The 21,044-nt window shown below is 50.7% G+C and carries 3 protein-coding genes; all 3 read right to left on the bottom strand.

What is annotated here, in order from left to right; genetic code table 11:
- Positions 1-120 precede the first annotated feature (120 nt).
- The 3 genes from typA to TH61_RS18075 all read right to left on the bottom strand — a co-directional run bounded on the left by typA (position 121) and on the right by TH61_RS18075 (position 20,321).
- Positions 121-1,923, bottom strand: a complete 1,803-nt coding sequence (typA, locus tag TH61_RS03015; RefSeq protein ID WP_066505710.1) for a translational GTPase TypA — start codon at positions 1,921-1,923, stop codon at positions 121-123.
- Between the two features lie 309 nt (positions 1,924-2,232).
- The gene (locus TH61_RS03010; protein ID WP_066505709.1) at positions 2,233-3,189 is read right to left on the bottom strand and encodes a type IX secretion system membrane protein PorP/SprF; all 957 of its coding nucleotides are present in this window, start codon (positions 3,187-3,189) and stop codon (positions 2,233-2,235) included.
- Positions 3,190-3,215: 26 nt separating this feature from the next.
- Entirely contained in the window at positions 3,216-20,321 is a 17,106-nt protein-coding gene (locus TH61_RS18075; RefSeq protein WP_066505707.1) for a gliding motility-associated C-terminal domain-containing protein, read from the bottom strand.
- Positions 20,322-21,044: the final 723 nt, after the last annotated feature.

Genomic DNA, 21,044 nt, shown 5'->3' with positions numbered 1-21,044 from the left:
TTAGTGAATTCTAATCCGTTTTTGCCCCCATTCCCAGAAAACAGGCCAAAAACAAAATCCCCTATAAAAGAAGAAGCCCGACCAATTTGGCCGGGCTTCTTCTTTTATGAATTAATGAGATTAGCTTTTGTCACCGTAGCGCTTACGCTCATTCTCATCCAAGTAAATCTTACGCATTCTAATGCTCTTAGGCGTAATCTCCAGCAACTCATCCTTCTGGATGTATTCCATAGCTTCTTCCAGAGAGAACTGCTTCTTAGGAACAATTTTCACGTTGTTGTCAGAACCAGAGGCACGCATGTTGGTCAACTGCTTTCCTTTCTGGATGTTTACGGTCAGGTCATTCTGACGAGAGTGCTCGCCAATTACCATGCCCATGTACACATCTTCGCCTGGATCAACAAAGAACACGCCTCTGTCTTGCAGTTTGTCAATAGAGTAAGCCGTTCCTGGGCCAGTCTCCATGGCAATCAAAGAACCGTTGATACGGCCTGGGATAGCGCCTTTGAAGGGCTCATAGCTCATGAAACGGTGGTTCATGATGGCCTCACCAGCGGTTGCGGTCAATACGTTGTTACGCAGACCAATCAAACCACGCGCAGGAATGTTGAATTCCAAGTGTTGCAAGTCGCCCTTCGGCTCCATGATGGTCAAGTCACCTTTGCGCTGGGTTACCAATTCAATCACCTTACCGGCAGATTCTTCTGGTACGTCCACCACCAAGTGCTCCATAGGCTCCATTTTCTGGCCGTCTACTTCTTTGAAGATAACCTGTGGCTGGCCTACTTGTAACTCATAGCCTTCACGGCGCATGGTTTCAATCAGTACAGACAAATGGAGAATACCACGTCCGTATACCAAGAAGGTATCTTCTTTGTCAGTCTCGTCTACACGCAGGGCCAGGTTTTTCTCCATCTCTTTGAACAAACGGTCACGCAAGTGACGCGATGTTACAAACTTGCCCTCTTTCCCGAAGAAAGGAGAGTTGTTGATGGTGAACAACATGTTCATGGTTGGCTCATCAATAGAGATGCGCTCCAACGGCTCTGGGTTCTCAAAGTCTGCCAGGGTATCGCCAATGTCAAAGCCTTCAATACCGGTCACGGCGCAGATTTCGCCGGCAGATACTTCTTCTACTTTCACTTTGCCAAGACCTTCAAACACTTGAAGTTCTTTGATTTTTACTTTCTTGATAGAACCGTCACGCTTGCAAAGGCTCATGTTGGCGCCTTCTTTCAAAGTACCGCGCTTTACACGTCCAATGGCAATACGACCCACAAAAGAAGAGTAGTCCAATGATGTAATCTGCATCTGTGGCGTTCCTTCCTCAAAAGGAGCAGGCGGGATTACATTGATGATGGCATCTAAAAGCGGGATGATGTTATCAGTTGGTTTCTGCCAGTCTGTGCTCATCCAGCCATGCTTGCTGGAACCGTAAAGGGTCACGAAGTCTAACTGGTCTTCAGTGGCGTCCAAGTTGAACATCAGGTCGAATACCATTTCGTGCACCTCGTCTGGGCGGCAGTTTTCTTTGTCTACTTTGTTTACCACCACAATTGGCTTCAAGCCCAACTGGATAGCTTTACCTAGCACGAAACGGGTCTGTGGCATAGGGCCTTCAAAGGCATCTACCAACAAAAGAACACCGTCGGCCATTTTCAACACGCGCTCTACTTCACCTCCAAAGTCGGCGTGACCAGGCGTGTCAATGATGTTAATTTTAACACCGTTGTAACGAACCGATACGTTCTTGGAAACGATAGTGATGCCGCGTTCCCGCTCCAGGTCATTGTTGTCCAGGATAAGGTCGTCGAACTGTTGGTGGGCGTCAAAAATCTTTGAGGCGTGGATGATTTTGTCTACCAGCGTGGTCTTACCGTGGTCCACGTGGGCAATAATCGCGATGTTGCGGATACTTTGCATTCAGAGGTTATTTTCAGGGCGCAAAGGTAGGGTTTTTCCGGCGGTTTTTTATATTAAATTATAAAATCGCCTTTGCTCCAACCAGTTACACTCTTGAGTTATTCTGGGGCTAACAGGCTCTGGCCTTCGTAAGTTCCGATTAAGGCCCATTTAAGTACAAGAATCCTGGCGGTTTACGTGATGAAAAAACTTCTGGATCCCTGTAAAAGAACGAAGTCGTTTTTGGCCTACTTTCTGAGAAACAGGCCAAAAACGACTTCGTGAAGGGGAGTGAATCTTCTGAAAAAAGCGAAAATCCCTGGCCTATTCTTATTGCTTCACCCTGAACCCCAGCATGATTTCATGAGAGCCCGCGCTGTAGGGTCTTAACCTTGAAACGGTGATGTCATAGGAGTAAGAGAACTGGTACTGCTCCTTGAACTGCGTGCCCAGCAACGCCACTACGGCGTCTTGGGTGCGGTAAGAAACGGCGGCCCAGATCTGGTCATCTGCCTTGCTCCGGCGGCGCTTGCTGAAGTGGTAAATGCCTTTCAGGTTGAAGTCTGCCTGCACCGGCGCCGGTTCTGCGTACTTGAACAGGATGGAAGGCGAGAGAGAGATGTTCTTCTGCACGTCAAAATTATAACCCCCCGACACATATAGGTGACGGTACAGCCGGCTTTCATTGTTACTATTCTCTACTTCAAAAAACTTGTTGCCCAACACTTGGAACAAAGATATGCCCGCAAAAAACTGCTCATTGTGCAGGTTCACGCCCAAGGTTAAATCTGGCATAAACTTGTTGATGGGGCCAGAGGCCGTCACGGGGTCCAAGTGGTTGGAGTTGTCGGCCAGCTGTACCTTATTTGGGTCAAACTTGAACTGCTGCGCGCCCACAAACATGCCAGAAGACAACCACAATTCGCGGTTCAAGGGCACATGGTAGGCGTAAGAGGCCAGCACTGCCGTCTGTCTTGTGGGACCCGTGTTGTCTGTGTACAAATAACCACCTACGCCATGGAACCCCTGCATTTTGCCGCGTCTGCGGCTTCTGCTGTTCTGGAACAAGGCTCCTTCGCCGCTCAGGTAAAAGGTCTGGGGCGCGCCCTCAAACCCTACCCACTGGTTCCGGAAGCCGGCCTTGAAGTTGAGGTCCTTCTCATACCCGGCTACGGCTGGGTTTAAGAGAAAGTAATTGGTCATGTACTGACTGGATAGCGCCTTCTGCTGGGCCTCCGCTACAGAGGCCCCCAGCAAAAAGGTGAAAAGGATAAGGTACTTTTTCATAAGACTAATTAGGGTCTAGGGACAGCTTAGCGTATGATGGTGATGGACTTTCTGATGGCTGGTTGTCCGTTGCCTAGCTCAACCACGGTGTAGTATGTGCCGGCAGGTACTGGTTTGCCCATGACGTTACCGTCCCAAGGTTTCTGATAGCCTCTGGACTCAAACACCGGGCTTCCCCAGCGGTTGTACACGGTTACTCTACAGCCAGGGAACATGGTGTTCAGGTTTTTCAAGACCCATACATCATTGATGCCGTCACCGTTAGGCGTGAACCCAGTTGGGATCTCAATGCCCTGGCCGTCAGAGATAGCCTGCATAGTGAAGGTTACTTCTACCGTACAGCCGTTCTTGTCTTTTACCGTCAGGGTATAGTTGCCCGGGCTTAGGTTGGTAAAGACAGAGTCCTTGGCAAACTGACTGTTGTTCAGCTTGTAGGTGTAAGGAGCCGTACCACCGCTAATGGCCGTTACCGCGGCGCTGTTGGCCGTGATGGCTTTGACGGTAGCCTTGATAGCCGTAGGGGCTTTCACGTCTGCCTTGCCTACGCTTATGGTGCAGGTGCCGCCAAAGCGAGCTACTAGCTGGTAGGTGCCTACTGCCAAGCCGTTGAATACAGAATCCTTCTGGAACGACTGCCCGTTGTTGATACTGAATTCGGCTTGGCCTTTGGCGCCTTGCGTGGAGAAGGAAATGGAACCGTTGGCATCTCCCAGGCAAAGCACGTTCTTCACAGAAGCTAGTTGCGCGCCTACTTGGGTTACTGTCACCGGAGTTGAGAACGTACAACCTTTGGCGTCTTTAACTGTGAGCTGGTAGTTGCCCGGCGCTACACCCGTCATGGTAGCATTGCTGGTGAAGGTGGTGCCTGTGAGTGAGTAGGTGTATGGCGCGGTGCCTCCCTCTACTTGGGTGACGGTAACTTTACCAATTGTCTGGCCGCAACCCGCAGGCTCTGCAGTAACACTTGCCTTTGTGATAGACGTGGTGCTGGCCACCGTGGTAGATTGTACCAGAAGACATCCTTTGGCATCCTTAACTGTCACTTGGTAAGTTCCTTCAGCTAGGCCGGTAAACTCTGCACCGGTCTGGAAGGTGGTGCCGTTGATGCTGTAGCTGTAAGGGCTTTGTCCGCCTTGCACCTGGCTGATGCTGATTTTGCCGTTAGTGTTTCCGCAGGTAGCGTTGGTGTTACTTACCACATAGGTCTGAATGCCACCGGTAGAGGTGATGCTCTGGTTTTTGGTGAGCACACAACCCGTAGCATCTTTGATGGTAACGGTATAAGATCCTACCGCCAGGTTCTGGAACTGCGCAGACGTTTGGAATGCCGCTCCGTTCAGGCTGTAGGTATATGGTTCCGAACCGCCCGTCACGTTGCTGATGGTAATAGAACCATTTGCCAATCCGCAGGTAGAAGCCGTGAAGGCCAGAGTAGCATCTTGCAACTTGTTTTCTCTCACCGTTACCGTTGAAGAAGCGCCGCAACCGTTGACGTCTTTCACATACACTTGGTAGGCCTTGGCGGCTAGTTGGGTGAAAGTGTTAGAAGCCTGGAACGTACTGCCATCCAAGGAGTATAGGAATGGTGCGGTTCCGCCGGTGGTGCCGGTGATAGTGATAGAACCAGCCGTAGTACAAGTAACCGAGGTGGTGGTCGTGGCAAATGCTGTTAGGCCTGTCTTGTCCTGCAACGTCACTTGCTTCACCACTTGACAACCATTGGCGTCTGTCAAGGTAATGGTGTAGGTGCCTGCCGGCAACTTCTCAAATGTGTAAGAAGCACTCTCCAAATTAGTAGTTGTCTCCAAGGCAAATCCTTTCAAGGTGACCGCGTAAGGACTGGTTCCACCGGTTGGGGCTTGGATGGTGATGGTACCGTTGGCGTTACCACAAGCCGGGGGAGTGGATGCTAGGACAAAGTCTTTAGGACCTTCCACATTTTCTACCTCTACTTCTCTGGTGTGCGTACAGCCGTTGGCGTCTTTCACCAGAATGGTGTATTTGCCAGCTGTTAAGCCGTTAAAAGTAGGCGATGTCTGGAACGTTGTGCCGTTTTTGCTGTAAGTGAATGGTGCTACGCCGTCTGTGATGTCTGCCACGGTAATCACTCCGTTGGCTTTATCACAGGTAGTGGCCTGCAAACCAATCTTAAAGTCAGTAGGGCCAGAGGTTGACGTCACTTCGGCTTCTTGGGTAAACGTACAGCCGTTCGCGTCTTTTACCAGGACGGTGTACTTACCAACGGTCAAGGCCGTGAAGGTGGCATTGCCCTGGAAGTTGATTCCGTCCAGGCTATAGCTGAATGGAGCTGTGCCACCTGCTACTGTTGAGACGGTGATTTTTCCATTGCTATTATTGCAAGAAGTAGCTTGCGCCAAGACAGTGAATCCTGCAAATCCGGCTACATCTGTCACCTGCACTTGCTCTACGGAGGTACAGCCTTTGGCATCTTTCACGGTGATGGTGTAGGTGCCAGCGGCTAATCCTGAGAAGCGGTTAGACGTCTGGAAGGTGCCATTCTCTAGGGCAAAGGTATAGGGTGCAGAACCACCCGTTGCGTTGTCAATGGTGATGATTCCGTTAGGAGCGCCGCAGGTAGAAGCTTTGGCTGAAGCTATAAAGCTGACAGGTGTTTCTTTGCCCACTTGTACCATAGTGCTTACCTCACAACCATTGGCGTCCTTGGCTATCAAGGTGTAAGTGCCAGAGGCCAAGGCCGCAAAAGTAGTGCTGGTTTGGAAAATGCCACCGTTCAAGGCATAAGTGTAAGGAGCAGTGCCACCTGTTACACCCGTCACCGTCAAGCTTCCGTCCTGGTCAGAGCAGCTGGCGGCCATGGTGCTGGCGGCTACTGTGGTTGGTCCGGTTATATTGTTGATGGTTACTTCTTTCTGGAAAGTACAGCCGTTTGCATCTTTTACCGTGATGGTGTAATCTCCATCTGGCAGCGAAGTAAAGCTAGCCGACGCTTGGAAACTAATGCCGTCAATGCTGTAGCTGTAAGGAGCAGTCCCACCGCTTACGCTAGTGATCGTGACTGTACCATCAGATTTGCCACAAGTAGAAGCGCTAGTGGCGGCCAATAAATTGGCTGGACCTGCTAGGTTCTCTATGGTCATCTTTTGGGTAATCACGCATCCATTGGCGTCTTTCACAATCATGGTTTGCTCACCAGCGGCCAGGGCCGTAAAGGTTGCCTCGGTCTGGAAGTCAATTCCGTTGAGTGAGTAAGTGTAGGGAGCGGTTCCGCCGGTAATTTCCGTTACGGTCAATTCACTGTTCCTATCCCCGCAAGTGCTAGCCTTGGCGGCTAGTCTTACAGTGCTTGGGCCATCTACATTGCCTACCGTAACCGCTGAGGTGAACAGACAACCGTTGGCGTCTTTCACGGTTATCTGGTAAGTGCCTGCTCTCATGTTCCCGAAAGTAGAGCCCGTTTGGAACGTGCCGCCGTCTACGCTATACAGATAAGGTGCCGTTCCTCCTGTTACCTCATCTATAGTCACTTGGCCGTTGCTGTTGCCACAGGTAGAAGGAGTAGCAGTTGCTGTGAAAGTGTTAGGTCCGGCTTCGCCTTCTAGAGTCACTGTCTCTGAGGTCTGGCAACCGTTGGCATCTTTCACGATGATGGTGTAGGTGCCGGCTATCAGGTTCTCAAAGCCAGAAGCCGTCTGGAAGTCTACCCCATTTCTGCTGTAGAGGAATGGCGCAGTACCGCCGGTTAATCCCATCACATTTATCTTTCCATTGCTATTGCCACAGGTGCTGGCAGTGGTGGTTAAGGTGAAGGTTGGGCCGGTAATGTTCTGAATGGTCACCTCTTGGCTTATGGTACAGCCTCTGGCATCTTTCACCATGACCGTATGAGTGCCCATGGACATACCCGCAAACGTGGCATTGCTTTGATAGACACCTCCGTTTACGCTATAGGTGTAAGGGGCAAAACCTCCGGTTACCGCACTTACCGTTACACTGCCGTTCTGTTGCTCACAGGTAGAGGCGTTAGTAGCGGCTGAGAAGCTGGTAAGCATGTTGGTCTTTACTTCTACTGTAGCAGTCACCTCGCAGCCATTGGCATCCCGCACCGTAATGGTGTACTGGCCCGCTGCTAAGCTGGTGAATGTTTCATCCGTTGCAAAGTCCTGTCTATTAATGGAGTAGGTATAAGGAGCCGTTCCGCCCGTTACGCCAGAGACAGACACGCGTCCGTCGTTGTTCTGGCAACTAGCAGGTTCCGCAAAGGCCGCGACTCCCGTAGGGCCGGTGATGTTAGAGATAGTCACGGTCTTTTGCGTAGCGCATCCGTTGGCATCTTTGACAGTCACAGTGTATGGCCCAGCCATCAAGTTGTTGAAGTCGCTTGACCCTTGGAAAGTACTGCCGTCTACACTATAGGTGTAAGGCGCGGTGCCACCCTTAACAGAGGCAATGGTTAGGCCGCCGTTCTTATTATCGCAGGTACTGGATTGGGTAGTAACCACTAAGCCAGACGGACCGGCAATGTTTTCTACTTGTACCTTTTGACTGTAAGTACAGCCGTTAGCATCTCTTACGGTTACTGTATGCTCGCCCGCCAACACGGCGGCAAAGGTGGCAGCAGTTTGGAAGTTGCCGTTGTCCAGTGCATAAGTATAAGGAGCGGTTCCGGCCGTAGTACCCGTAATGATAATAGAACCGTTAGAAGCACCGCAGGTAGTAGGTACGCTGGTAGCCGTCAGAGTGCTTGGTCCGGCAATGTTGGTAACGTCTACCGTTTTGCTGGTTACACAGCCATTGGCGTCTTTTACCGTGATGGTGTAGTTGCCGGTCAGCAGTCCTGTAAAGCTGGCAGCAGGTTGGAAGGTGCCTCCATTCAAGGAATAGCTATAAGGTGCCGTGCCGCCTAAAACTCCAGAGACTGTAATTTTTCCGTTGTTGTCTCCGCAGGTAGAGGCCACTGGTGCCGCCGTGAAATCTGTTGGCCCCGGTACATCTGTAAGCGTGACTGTTTTTATGAAGGTACAACCGTTGGCGTCTTTCACGGTGAGGACGTAATCGCCGGCCAGCAAGCCAGTGAATCTGGCGTTAGCCTGGAAAGGAGACCCCTCTAACGAGTAGGTGTAAGGAGCCGTTCCGCCCGTGACCGCTCCCATCGTCAATTCGCCGTTGGCAATGCCGCAGGTAGTTGCTTTGGTAGCGATGGCAAAGCCGGTAGGTCCGGCAATGTTGCCCACCTGCACAGAGGTGCTGAATGTACAGCCCTTCGCATCTTTTACCAGAAGCGTGTGCGTGCCGGCGCCTACTCCTGTAAACGTGGCCGAAGCCTGGAATACAAAACCGTCTAAACTATACGTGTAAGGAGCAGTACCACCCGTGACCGCTGTTGCCTGAATGCTGCCATTGCTTTGACCGCAGGTAGCAGCGGTGGTTGTAGCGGTAAGAGCAGTAGGCACGTTCTGTTTTACTTGCACAGATGCGGTAACCGTGCATCCATTGGCGTCTCTGGCTGTAAGCGTGTACGTGCCAGCTGCCAGGTTCTCAAAGGTTAATCCCGGCTGGAAGGTAGTGCCATTGATAGAGAATTGGTAAGGCGCAGTGCCACCCGTCACTCCAGAAACAGTCACACTGCCATCTTGGTTTGCGCAAGAAGCAGAACCAGTAGTGGCAGCTACCGCAGTTGGGCCGGCCACGTTGGCGACGGTTACAGCCTTAGTAAGAATACAGCCGTTGGCGTCTTTCACCGTGATGGTATAAGAGCCAGCAGACAAGGCGGTGAAGGTTTCTGACGTCTGGAAAATAAGCCCGTCCTTGCTATAGGTATAAGGAGCCGTTCCGCCTGTCACGCCTGTGAGGGTTAGCTCGCCGTTGTTGTTGCCGCAGGTAGAAGCTGTGGTAGAGGCCGTGAAGGCAGAAGGGCCTGCCACGTTTGTGATGACTACCTTCTTAGAGAATACACAGCCATTGGCATCTTTTACGGTCACCGTGTGCTCACCTGCTTTAATGAAATCAAACAGACTCGCGATTTGGAAGGATCCGCCGTTTAGGGCGTAAGTATACGGAGCGGTTCCACCGGTAACGTTAGTGACTGAGATAGAAGCATTGCTGTTGCCACAGGTAGAAGCGGTAGAGACTAATAACAGGTCTGCGGGGCCTGCTATGTTTTCAACTACTACAGACCGGCTGAAGCGACACCCATTGGCATCTTGTACAGTAATGGTATGCGTCCCGGCCAGCAAGCCTGTAAAAGAGGCGCTGGTTTGGAACAAAGTACCATTCTTGCTGTAGGTATACGGTGCGGTGCCGCCGGCCACATTTTGTACCATAATGGCTCCATTGCTGGCGCTACAGGTAGAGGCTTGGGCAGTGGCCGTGAAGGACGGGCCTGAGATGTCTTGTAAAGAAACCTCTTCTGTGTAAATACAGCCGTTCGCGTCTTTTACGTGAAGTGTATAAGCCCCAGCGGTCAGCCCTGTGAAGGTAGCCGAAGTCTGGAAACTGCCCTCCTCCAATCTATAGGTAAACGGAGCAGTTCCGCCCGCTACACTGCTGACGGTGAACTCACCGTTGTTACTTCCGCAGGTAGAGGCTTTGGTTGTGGTAATGGCATCAGAAGGACCGTTGGTGTTGCCGAGCGTCACCGCTTGGGTAAATGTACAGCCCTTGGCGTCTTTCACGGTGATGCTGTATGTGCCGGCCACCAGCGCAGTGAACGAAGCACCCGCTTGGAACGTGTTGCCATCTTTGCTATAGGTATAAGGAGCCGTGCCACCCGTGATTCCTCCCAGGGAAATGCGTCCGTTGCTATTTCCACACGTTGAGGAGGTAGTGCTGAAGGCAAAGGCGGTAGGAACGTTCTGGTTGATTTGGAGCGTAGTGCTTACCTGGCAACCATTGGCGTCTTTGGCCATGATCACATAGTCTCCTGACTTCAAACCAGCATAAGAGGTGGTTGCAGTAAAGGCACTGCCATTGATGGAGTAGCTGAAAGGCGCCGTGCCCCCGGTTACGCCAGAGATGGTAATGGTGCCGTCATTGTCTGCGCAACTGGCCGGAGAGAAGGTAGCCACCAGGGCGCTTGGACCTTTTACATCTGCAACAGAAACTGACTTGGTGGTAGAACAGCCATTAGCGTCTTTCACGGTGATAGAGTACGTGCCCGCCAACACCTCTGAGAAGGTAGCCGAAGCCTGGAAGTTCACCCCGTCCTTGCTGTAAGTATAAGGAGCCGTGCCGTCAGTGACGTCTGTGATGGTCAAGGCACCATTATTGGCACCGCAGGTAGAAGCATTGGTGCTAGCCATGAAAGTAGTTGGACCGGCAATGTTGGTGAGGGTTACTTTCTGGCTGTAGGTACAACCATTGGCATCTTTCACTGTTACCGTATGCTCACCTGCTAATACTGCTGTGAAACTTGTTGAGCTTTGGTAGGCAGAACCGTTCAGGGAGAAGACATATGGAGCTGTTCCGGCTAGTACACCGTTAATGGCAATTACTCCATTGTTGGCGCCACAGGTAGAAGAAGTAGCGGCCAATTGCAGTTGAGTGGGTCCAGCTATGTTTTCTAGCTCAACAGTCTTAGTGTAGATACAGCCGTTGGCATCTTTCACCGTGACGGTGTACGCGCCAGCTTTTAAGCCTGAGAAAGTGGCCGAAGCCTGGAATGAGGTACCATTGCTGCTGTAGGTGAAAGGAGCCGTTCCGCCAGTGATTGTGCCTACTACCAACCGTCCGTTGCTATTACCGCAGGTAGAAGAAGTAGCGGTAAGTACAGCCTCGCTAGGTCCGGCAATATCTGTCACTACTACGGTCTCTGTTGACACACATCCATTGGCGTCTTTGGTGGTGATGGCATACGTGCCAGCCAGCAAGTTGCTAAAGGTAGTGGCCGTTTGGAAGGTGCTTCCGTCTTTGCTATACGTGTATGGAGCAACTCCCCCAGAAACACCAGACACTACAATGCGTCCATTTGCCGCGCCGCAAGTGCTGGCGTCGCTAGAGGTAGTGAAGGTAGGGCCTGAGATGTTGCTGATAGATACTGCCTGGCTATAAATACAGCCTTTGCTGTCTTTTACAAAAATGGTGTAGGTGCCCGCCGCCAGGTTGTTAAAGGTGGTAGACGTTTGATAGGTCACGCCGTCCTGGCTGTATTGATAGGGAGCCGTGCCACCGGTTACTTGACCAATGGTTAACTGACCGTCACTGCGGCCACAAGTAGAGGCTGTGGTGGTGCTAACAAAACGCGTAGGCACATTTTCCTGAATAGTTACGGGCGAAGAGGTTACACAGCCATTCGCATCTTTTGAGTACACCGTGTACGTGCCGGCTGCCAGTCCTAGGAACGTGGTGCCTGTCTGGAAGGTGGTACCGTTGATGGAATAGGTGAATGGGGCCGTTCCGCCGGTGACGTTGCCTACAAAGATACTTCCGTCATTGTTCAAACAACTGGCCGGTAGAGAACTAACCGCGATAGCCGTAGGACCCGCAATGTTTGAGAGGGTGACTGCCTTCTGGAAAGTACAGCCGTTAGCATCTTTCACAATAACGGTGTAGGTGCCTGCCAGTAGTGCTGAGAAGGTAGAAGAGGCCTGGTAGTTGATGCCGTCTATACTGTAGGTGTAAGGAGCCGTCCCGCCCGTGGTGGCAGTCACCGTCAGGCTACCGTTGCTAGAACCGCAGTTAGAAGGAAGGGTAGAAGCTGTAAAGCTGGACGGCCCGGCAATGTTCACTAGCGTTATTGACTTGCTGAAGATACAGCCGTTGGCGTCTTTCACCGTAATGGAATGCGTACCCGCCGCCAACTGCTGGAAAGTAGTATTGCTCTGGAAAGTGCCTCCGTTCAAGGAGTACTGGTAAGGAGCCGTGCCGCCGGTTACGCCATTGACTAGGATAGAGCCATTGCTGCTTCCGCAGGTGGATGAAACGTTGCTTACCGCAAGGTTGGTAGGGCCTGCCACATCTCCTACTGTCACTGTTTGAGAAACTGAGCACCCATTGGCATCTTTTACCAAGATGGTGTAGGTGCCAGCTGTCAAAGAAGCAAAGGTGGCGCTGGTCTGGAAGGTGCTGCCATCTTTGCTATAGGTATAAGGAGCGGTGCCGCCGGTAACCCCAGTGACAGTAAGACTGCCATTCTTGTTCCCGCAGGTAGAAGAGTTGACGGTTGTCACCAAGGCGGTTGGGCCCGTAATGTTGGTGATGGTAGCTTGCTTAGTGAATGTACATCCGTTAGCGTCTTTTACGGTGAGGATGTACGTGCCAGAAGCCAGATTTAAGAAAGAGCCAGATGTCTGGAAAGGTGCTCCCTCCAGGCTGTATGTGAAGGGTGCCATTCCGCCAGTCACCGTAGTAATTGTCAGTCCGCCGTTGGCGTTTGCGCAGGTAGATGATTTGCTGGCAGTCACTAAATCAGTTGGGCCAGCTATGTTTTCTACTCTCACTTTCTGGGCGTAAGTACAGCCATTAGCGTCTTTTACCGTAAGGGTGTACTCACCCGCCAAGATTTGTCCAAAGCTGGTGCCGTTTTGGAAGGAGGTGCCGTCCAATGAGTATTGGAAAGGACTGGTTCCGCCTGTTACGCCAGAAATGGTTAGGCTACCATTGGCTGCACCGCAGGTGCTGGAAACGGTTGCAAGGCTTACTTGAGTAGGTCCATTGATATTGGTTACAGCTACATAAAGGGTCTTTATACAGCCGTTGGCATCTTTCACTGAGATGCTGTAGGTAGCGGCCGCCAGGTTCTGGAAAGTATTCTCCGTCTGGAAGGCTCCGCCGTCTCTGCTGAAGGTATAAGGGGCTGTTCCTCCCGTGACCTGCACTGAGATTTGGCCGTTGCTGTTACCGCAAGTTGATGCTGTTGCCGTAGCGGTCGCCTGAGGGCCGGCAATATTAGTGAGCTGTACTGTTTTAGAAAGCACGCATCCATTGGCGTCTTTGACAGTCAACAGGTATTCACCCGCCATCAAGGCGCCAAAAGTAGCGGAAGCCTGATAGGCACCATTGTTAAGAGAGTAGGTGTAAGGGGCCGTTCCACCAGTGACGGTACCTAGGGTCAATTCTCCGTTGGCATTGCCGCAGGTAGAAGCTTTGGCAAAAGAGATAAATTCTGTTGGGCCTGCCACGTTGGTGATAGTTACCTGCTCAGAATAGGTACAGCCTTTGGCATCTTTCACGGTAATGGTAAAAGTGCCGGCTGCTAATCCTGTGAAGGTGGCTGAGGTTTGGAAGCTAGTGCCGTTTTTACTGTAAGTGAACGGCGCGAATCCTCCTGTCACGCCAGTAATGGTAAGACTTCCGTTGCTGTTGCCGCACGTAGATGCGACGGTTGAACGGGCAAAAGCCACTGGTTTATCCGTGCCCACTGTGATGGAAGTGGTGGCCAAACAACCGTTGGCGTCTTTGGCGGTGAGGGTGTACGTGCCTGAAGCCAAGCCTGTAAAAGAGGCGGCTGTTTGGAAGATGGTGCCGTTGATGGAATAGCTGTAAGGAGCCGTGCCCCCAGAAACAGATGCTGCCAATACACTTCCGTCATTATTCTGGCAAGATGCATCTTGAGCAGTAGCTGAGATTGCTGTAGGACCAGCAATGTTTGTGAGCGTGAATGCCTTGGAGAAGATGCAGCCATTGGCGTCTTTCACCATCAGCGTATACGGGCCGGCGGTTAACCCATTGAAATAGGTAGATGCTTGGAAGTCGGTGCCATTCTGGCTATAGGTGTATGGGGCTGTGCCGCCGCTTACGCCTGTAATGATTATCGTCCCGTTGCTAGCGTCGCAGGTGGTATAGGTGAGAACTGCCGCTAGGTTAGATGGTCCTGCAATGTTAGAGACAACCACAGAGTTGGCAAAAGTACAGCCCTTCGCATCTTTTATGGTCACATTGTAGGTGCCAGCTGGAAGACCCGTTAAAATATTAGAAGACTGGAACGTGATGCCGTCTGTACTGTAGGAATAAGGAGCCGTTCCACCAGTTACGCCTGTAATAGAGATGCTGCCGTTGTTGCTTCCGCAGGTAGAGGCGGTGGTAGATCTGGTAAAAGCAGTAGGCACATTTTTGTTGATGGTAACTGTTCTCGTGATTACACATCCATTGGCATCCTTGGCGGCCAATGTGTACGTGCCCGTTGCCAAGCCGGTGAATTCTATACTTGATTGGTAAATTCCGTTGTTGATGGCGTAAGTAAACGGTGCCGTTCCGCCTGTAACGCCGGTTACCATAAGGCTTCCGTCATCGTTCTGGCAGCTGGCAGCCACCGTAGTAACCGCTATAGCAGTTGGGCCTGCAACGTTGGTGAGGGTGAAAGACTTCTGCATGGTACAGCCGTTGGCATCTTTCACCATGACGGTATGCGTACCCGAGGTAAGAGAGGAGAAGCTAGCAGCTGTTTGGAACGAGGCGCCGTTAATGGAATATGTGTAAGGCTCCGTGCCGCCAGTAATGCTGGTTACCCTTAATACCCCGTTGCTATTGCCGCAGGTAGAAGCTGACAAGGACGCCAAGATGGCGGTAGGACCAGCTATGTTTTCTACTCGCGCCTTTTGAGAATACGTACAGCCATTCGCGTCTTTGACTGTGAGGGTGTATTCCCCCGCCATCAAATTCCCGAAGCTGGTGTTAGCTTGGAAGGCGCCAGTGCCCAATGCATAGGTATATGGCGCAGTGCCGCCGGTTACGCCTGTAATGGTAAGGGATCCGTTGCTATTGCCACAAGTAGAAGAAGCGATAGCTAAGCTCAAGGCAGAAGGACCTGCTTGATCCTGCACTTGGATAGTCTTGCTGAAAATACAACCGTTGGCGTCTTTTACATGGATGGTATAGGCGCCAGCTGTTAGCGTAGTAAAAGTAGTAGTGGTTTGGTAAGCCCCACCGTCTAAACTATAGGTGTAAGGCGCAGTGCCATTAACCACCCCAGATATGGAAATGCTTCCGTTGTTACGTCGGCAAGAAGTAGATACTGTGGTAGCGGTAAAATCTGAAGGTTCTGCAATGTTGCTGATAGTTACCTGTTTGGTCATTGTACAGCCGTTGGCATCCTTAGCGGTGGCTGTATAGGTGCCTGCCGTTAAAGCGGTGAAGGTAGCCGACGTCTGGAAGGTAAAGCCATCAATTGAATACGTGTAAGGAGCTGTACCGCCAGTGACGCCTGTGAGCACTAATTCGCCGTTGGCGTTTCCGCAGGTACTTGCCTTAGCAGTGGCAACAAAGTTGGATGGACCTGCAATATTGGTGACCGTCACTTGCTTGGTAAAGGTACAGCCTTTGCTGTCTTTCACCGTGATGCTGTGCGTGCCAGCTAGTAAATCAGTCAAAGTAGAACTAGTCTGGAAAGTTAGGCCATCCTTGCTATAAGTGTAGGGCGCCGTTCCACCAGTGATTTGGGAAACCGTGATGCTTCCGTTGTCATTGCCGCAGGTAGAAGAAGTGACAGAAGTTGTGAAATTTGTAGGAACGTTTACTTGAATGGTAACCGTCTTAGTGACTGTACAGCCATTCACATCTTTAGCAGTAAGCGTGTAGGTGCCAGCGGCCAAGCCAGTGAAACTAGCCTCTGTCTGGAAACTGCTTCCATTGACAGCATACGTGTAAGGAGCTGTTCCGCCAGACACATTGCCAATGGTTAGAACCCCGTCATTGTTCAAACAACTAGCTGGTTGCACAGAAGTAGCAACTGCTGTTGGTCCAGTGATATTGGTAACTATATAGCTCTTGGAATAAGTACAGCCGTTGGCATCCTTCACCGTGAAGGTATAAGTGCCAGCCGCCAGACCAGTGAAGGTGGTCTCAGCCTGGAAGGTAGTTCCGTCTTTGCTATAAGAGAACGGTGCGGTTCCGCCGGTGACATCGGTCAAAGTTACTTTTCCATTGCTGGCGCCACAGGTAGATGACTGGGCGCTGGCCAGGAGATTGGTTGGGCCTGCTTTGTCGGTAACAGTAACCGCTTCGATGAAGGTACAGCCGTTAATGTCTTTGACCGTGATGGTGTATTCTGCCGCTAGAAGCCCATTGAAGCTAATTTCGGTTTGGAAAGTACCTCCATTTAAAGAGTAAGAGTAAGGGGCAGTCCCACCCGAAACAGATTGTACATTTATGGAACCGTTGGCGCTACCGCAGGTAGAGGAAAGGCTGGTCAAGTTCAAGGCAGAAGGACCCGCAATGTCTTGCAGTTCTACCGACTGGCTAATTGTACAGCCATTTGCATCTTTCACCACCAGCGTATAAGTGCCGGCTACCAAAGTAGCGAAAGTGGAGTTGGATTGGAACGTGTTTCCGTCCTTGCTGTAGGTATAGGGTGCTGTACCGCCATTGACGGCGGTAATGGTGATGGCTCCGTTGTTCCGGCCGCAACTGGTGGTTTGGGTACTGGTAGTAAAGGCAACAGGGCCTGCAATATTAGAGATAGTGACCTGCTCCGTGTAGACACAACCGTTGGCATCTTTTACCGTGATGGTTTTCGTACCAGAAGTGAGTGTCGTGAAGGTAGTGCCTGTCTGAAAATTATTGCCGTCCAGGGAATAAGAATAGGGTGCCGTTCCGCCAGTGACAGCACCAAGGGTTAGTACACCATTAGCGTTGCCGCAAGTAGTCGCTTTGGTAGAAATGGCTACATCTGAAGGACCTGCACTATTGGTGATGGTGAGAGAGCGTGTAAACGTACAGCCCTTCGCGTCTTTCACGGTGATACTGTGCGTGCCGGCTGCTAACCCTGTAAAGCTAGCCGACGCTTGGAAAGTACTCCCATCTTTGCTATAGGTGAAAGGAGCAGTTCCGCCGGTGATGGTGCCAACGGTAATGCTGCCGTTGCTGTCGCCGCAAGTAGAAGAGGATATGGTAGCGGCAAACGCCGTCGGTATGTTTTTGCCCACGCTCACAGAGGTGGTGATTAAGCAGCCGTTGGCATCCTTAGCCGTGATGGTATACGTGCCCGTAGCTAAACCACTAAATGTAGTAGTTGATTGGAAGGTAGTGCCATTGATAGCATACGTATAAGGGGCGGTGCCACCGGTTACCCCAGAGACAAGAATACTTCCATCATTGTTCAAGCAACTGGCCGGAATGGCAGAGGCCGAAACCGCAGTGGGGCCAGCAATGTTGGTAATGGTAAACGCCTTGGTATATGTACAACCATTGGCGTCTTTTACGATGATGGTATAAGCGCCGGAAGCCAACGATGTAAATGTAGCCGAGGCTTGGAAGGTAGAACCGTTTCTACTGTAGGTATAAGGCGCTGTTCCGCCGGTAACCCCAGTGATGGTTAATTCACCGTTGGCAGCGCCGCAGGTAGAAGAGGTTGTGGTCGCGGCTAAGGCAGTAGGACCTGCAATGTTGGTGACGGTCACGCTTTTGGTAATGGTGCAGCCGTTCGCATCTTTCACCGTGGCAGTATATGTACCCGCGGCTAATGCAGTGAACGTAGCAGACGGCTGATAATCCGTGCCGTTTAGGCTATAGGTGTAGGGAGCGGTTCCGCCCGTTACGCCGCTTACCAACACGGTTCCATTGGGGTTGCCGCAGGTAGAAGCCGTTGGGGTTAAGGTAAAGGCGGTTGGGCCGGCAATGTCTTGTAGCGTGACAACTTTGCTGAAAACGCATCCATTGGCATCCTTCACGGTAATAGAATGCGTGCCCGCGGTCAACCCAGTAAAACTGGCAGACGCTTGGAAAGTAGTACCGTCTATGCTGTAGCTGTAGGGTGTAGTGCCGCCAGTAATACCCGTTACCGTTAACGCACCATTAGCTGCACCGCAGGTAGAGGAGGTAATGCTAGCAGAGAAATCAGAAGGCCCGGCAATGTTTGAAATCGTGAAGGCTTTGGAGAAAGTACATCCATTGGCGTCCTTCACAGTCACATTATAGGTGGCGGCCGTCAGCGAAGAGAAAGTCCCAGATGCGTCAAAAATCCCGCCATTCAGGCTGAAGGTGTAAGGCGCCGTTCCTCCCGTCACTCCAGTAACAGTCAACGTTCCGTTGCTGTTGCCACAGGTAGAAGACGCTACTGTACCAAGAATATTTGTTGGACCTGCCACGTTGGCCACTGTAACAGATTTAGAAACCGTGCAGCCGTTTGTGTCCTTGACAGTGATGGAATGAGTGCCAGCCAGGAGGCCCGTGAAGGAAGCCGTGCTCTGGAAATTAATCCCATCCTTGCTATAGGTGTAGGGTGCCGTGCCTCCTGTAACACCCGTTATAGTGATACCTCCATTATTGGCGCCACAAGTGCTGGAAATGGTCGAACTAACGAAAGTAGAAGGACCCGCCACATTGCCCACAGTCACTGCCTTGGCGAAAAGACAACCATTGGCGTCCTTCACCGAAACAGTATAAGTGCCGGCTGCTAGCCCTGCAAAGTTAGCCGAACCCTGATAGGCAGAAGAGTTTAAGCTATAGGTGTATGGTGCTGTCCCGCCAGTAACACCTGTCACAGAAATTGCTCCGTTGGCATTGCCACAAGTTGAGGACTGGCTTGTCAAAGCTAAGGCAGAAGGCCCCGGAACATCCAGAAGTGTAACTGACTCTGAGTACACGCAGCCATTAGCATCCTTCACCTGTACCGCGTACGTGCCCTTAGCCAGTGAACTGAAGGTAGTGGAGGCTTGGAATGCGCCGCCGTTTAGGCTGTAGGTAAAAGGAGCGGTGCCGTTGGTCACTCCGCTGGCTTGAATGGTGCCATTGCTGGCGCCGCAGGTGGTAGAGGTTAATGTAAAGGCAAGGTCCGTTGGGCTTACTACTTGCGTGACAGTGAACGACTTTTGAATGGCACAGTTTTTTCCATCTGTGACTGTGACGGTGTAGGTGCCAGCTGGTTTGTTGGAGATGGAGGCGGTGGTTTCGCCGGTGTTCCATTTGTAGGTGACAGGTCCTTCAGCACCAGTTACGATGGCTGTTAAACTAGCCGTAGCACCGGTACAGAGAACAGAAGGTCCTGCCACGCTCACCTGCATTTTGTAAAAAGTAACAAGCACCTCATCACTGGCTGCCGTACAAGAACCATTGCCCGTTGAGGTTAAGGTAAGCTTCACAAAACCCGCTTGCAGTTCACTGGCGGTAGGCGTATAAACCGCATTTAATGTGGTATTGCTTGGCGAGAATGTACCAGATCCGCCGCTCCACCGGCCACCCGTAGCGGCCGTGACTATTCCTGCCAAATTCACAGGATTGAGAGAACAGACCAGTTGGTCAGGCCCGGCATTGACAGTTAAATCAGTGACTACGTTAATACTAGCTGAGAACTTCTTGCAAGAAGGGTAATTCTCCGTGCGAACTTCTAAAGAGTACGTTCCGGTTTTAGGTGCTATGAATTTTTGACTGCTACCAACCAAGTTGCCGTTGCTGTCTGTCCAGAGGTAAGTGAAATTTCCAGAGCCGCCGGTCACAAGACCGGTCAGCTCAACGCCAGAAGAGCCCGGACAGATGATGGCCGGGCTGGGAGAGATGGATACCGTAGGAGTTTTAGAAAAGTATACCCGCACCGTATCACAGAAAGGAAGATCAGAGCAAGGTGACTGCACAGAAGATCCGCAGACCACATAGTCTACAAAGGCAGGTGCATTGTCATCTGGTGTTACCGTAGGCGTAGCGCAACCTGTGGTACAGCTCAGGTATTTGTTGTAGGCGCCGCCACCGGTAATATCTGTCCAAGTAATGGAGGGCTCTTCAAACGCGAAAGGGGCCTGTAATTTGGTAGAACAACCCCCAGAAACCGGAGTATCTGCCACCGGGGTAAACGCTCCAATTGATTTAACCTGGTATTTGTTTTTAGCACCCCCGGGCATACAGATGGTAATGACATGGGGTCCCACTCCAGACACACAGATAGGTTGACCAACAGGCACAGGTTTGCCACAGTTAATCTGATAGGTCATGGACCCAGAAGGGACTGGTCCGTCAATGATATTAAACTCCAGCCCCGCCGCATTTCTGTCCAGGGTCACAGAGAACTGAATACAGTTGTCATTGCCGGTAACCCCGCAAGCTTTTCCGTTTCTGTCTAAGTCTGGAGAAGTGTAAACGCCGTTTGGCTGGCCCGTTAAATTGACGTTATAAACAGGCGCCGTATTATTCCCTTGGGCAAAAGCAGTCTGTGCACTGGTTAGTTGAAGTAACCAGAGAATGACAAGAAAAAAGTAAGGGTGTAAGGTAGGAGTAGAGGTTGTATTCATATAGTACTGTTAGGGGGAGTCATTTTTTGTCTGAAAGCACTTATCCTAGAGTCAATATTTGTTTGATTTCTAGAGGGGTTAAGTGCTTTTTAACTATCATTCTTTAATTGATTTTTCTAGGTGTTTAGAAAACTGGTTAAAAAGATTTTTACTGAATAAATTATATGGTTTTATTGTAATTATTATATTATAGAGTCCATTTGTGGTTCTGCTAAATGAAAATAAATACTTGTAAAAATTATATTTAATGAGTTTAAAAAATCACTTATGCTAAGCTATGGATGATAATAGTTTTATAATCAACCTAGAATATAAATTTTGTGGATAATTCTGATTTAGGTTGAATAATCATATTTAGAATAGTTAAGTTCCAATGAAGAGTGATTTTGGTTAATTATAATTTTTAAGGATAGGAGCATGCATTAAACATGTGCTGCATGCCTACTAATTACTATTAAACAGTCTTAAACAGAGGCGTATAAATTAGGTATTAGGACCACCCATGGCATAGGATTCATGCTGGATTATGGCCAATTAGAAGGAGAGGATTTATGACTATAAAAAGGAATTTCACTTTCAAGGGATAAAGAGGTTCTCTCAGTGCATCCTAAAGCCCGAAACCACGTATAGGGGACACATTTCAAGGGCGGGTTTTGTATATTCGCTTTGTCCATACGTGTACATCAACAGGTGCTTCTGCATTCGCTCTGCCTAGGAGAGAGG

The organism is Rufibacter sp. DG15C, assembly GCF_001577755.1.
Classification (GTDB): domain Bacteria; phylum Bacteroidota; class Bacteroidia; order Cytophagales; family Hymenobacteraceae; genus Nibribacter.
Note: the sequence above shows the minus strand (reverse complement) of the source record. Positions and strands in the feature narration are given on the sequence as shown.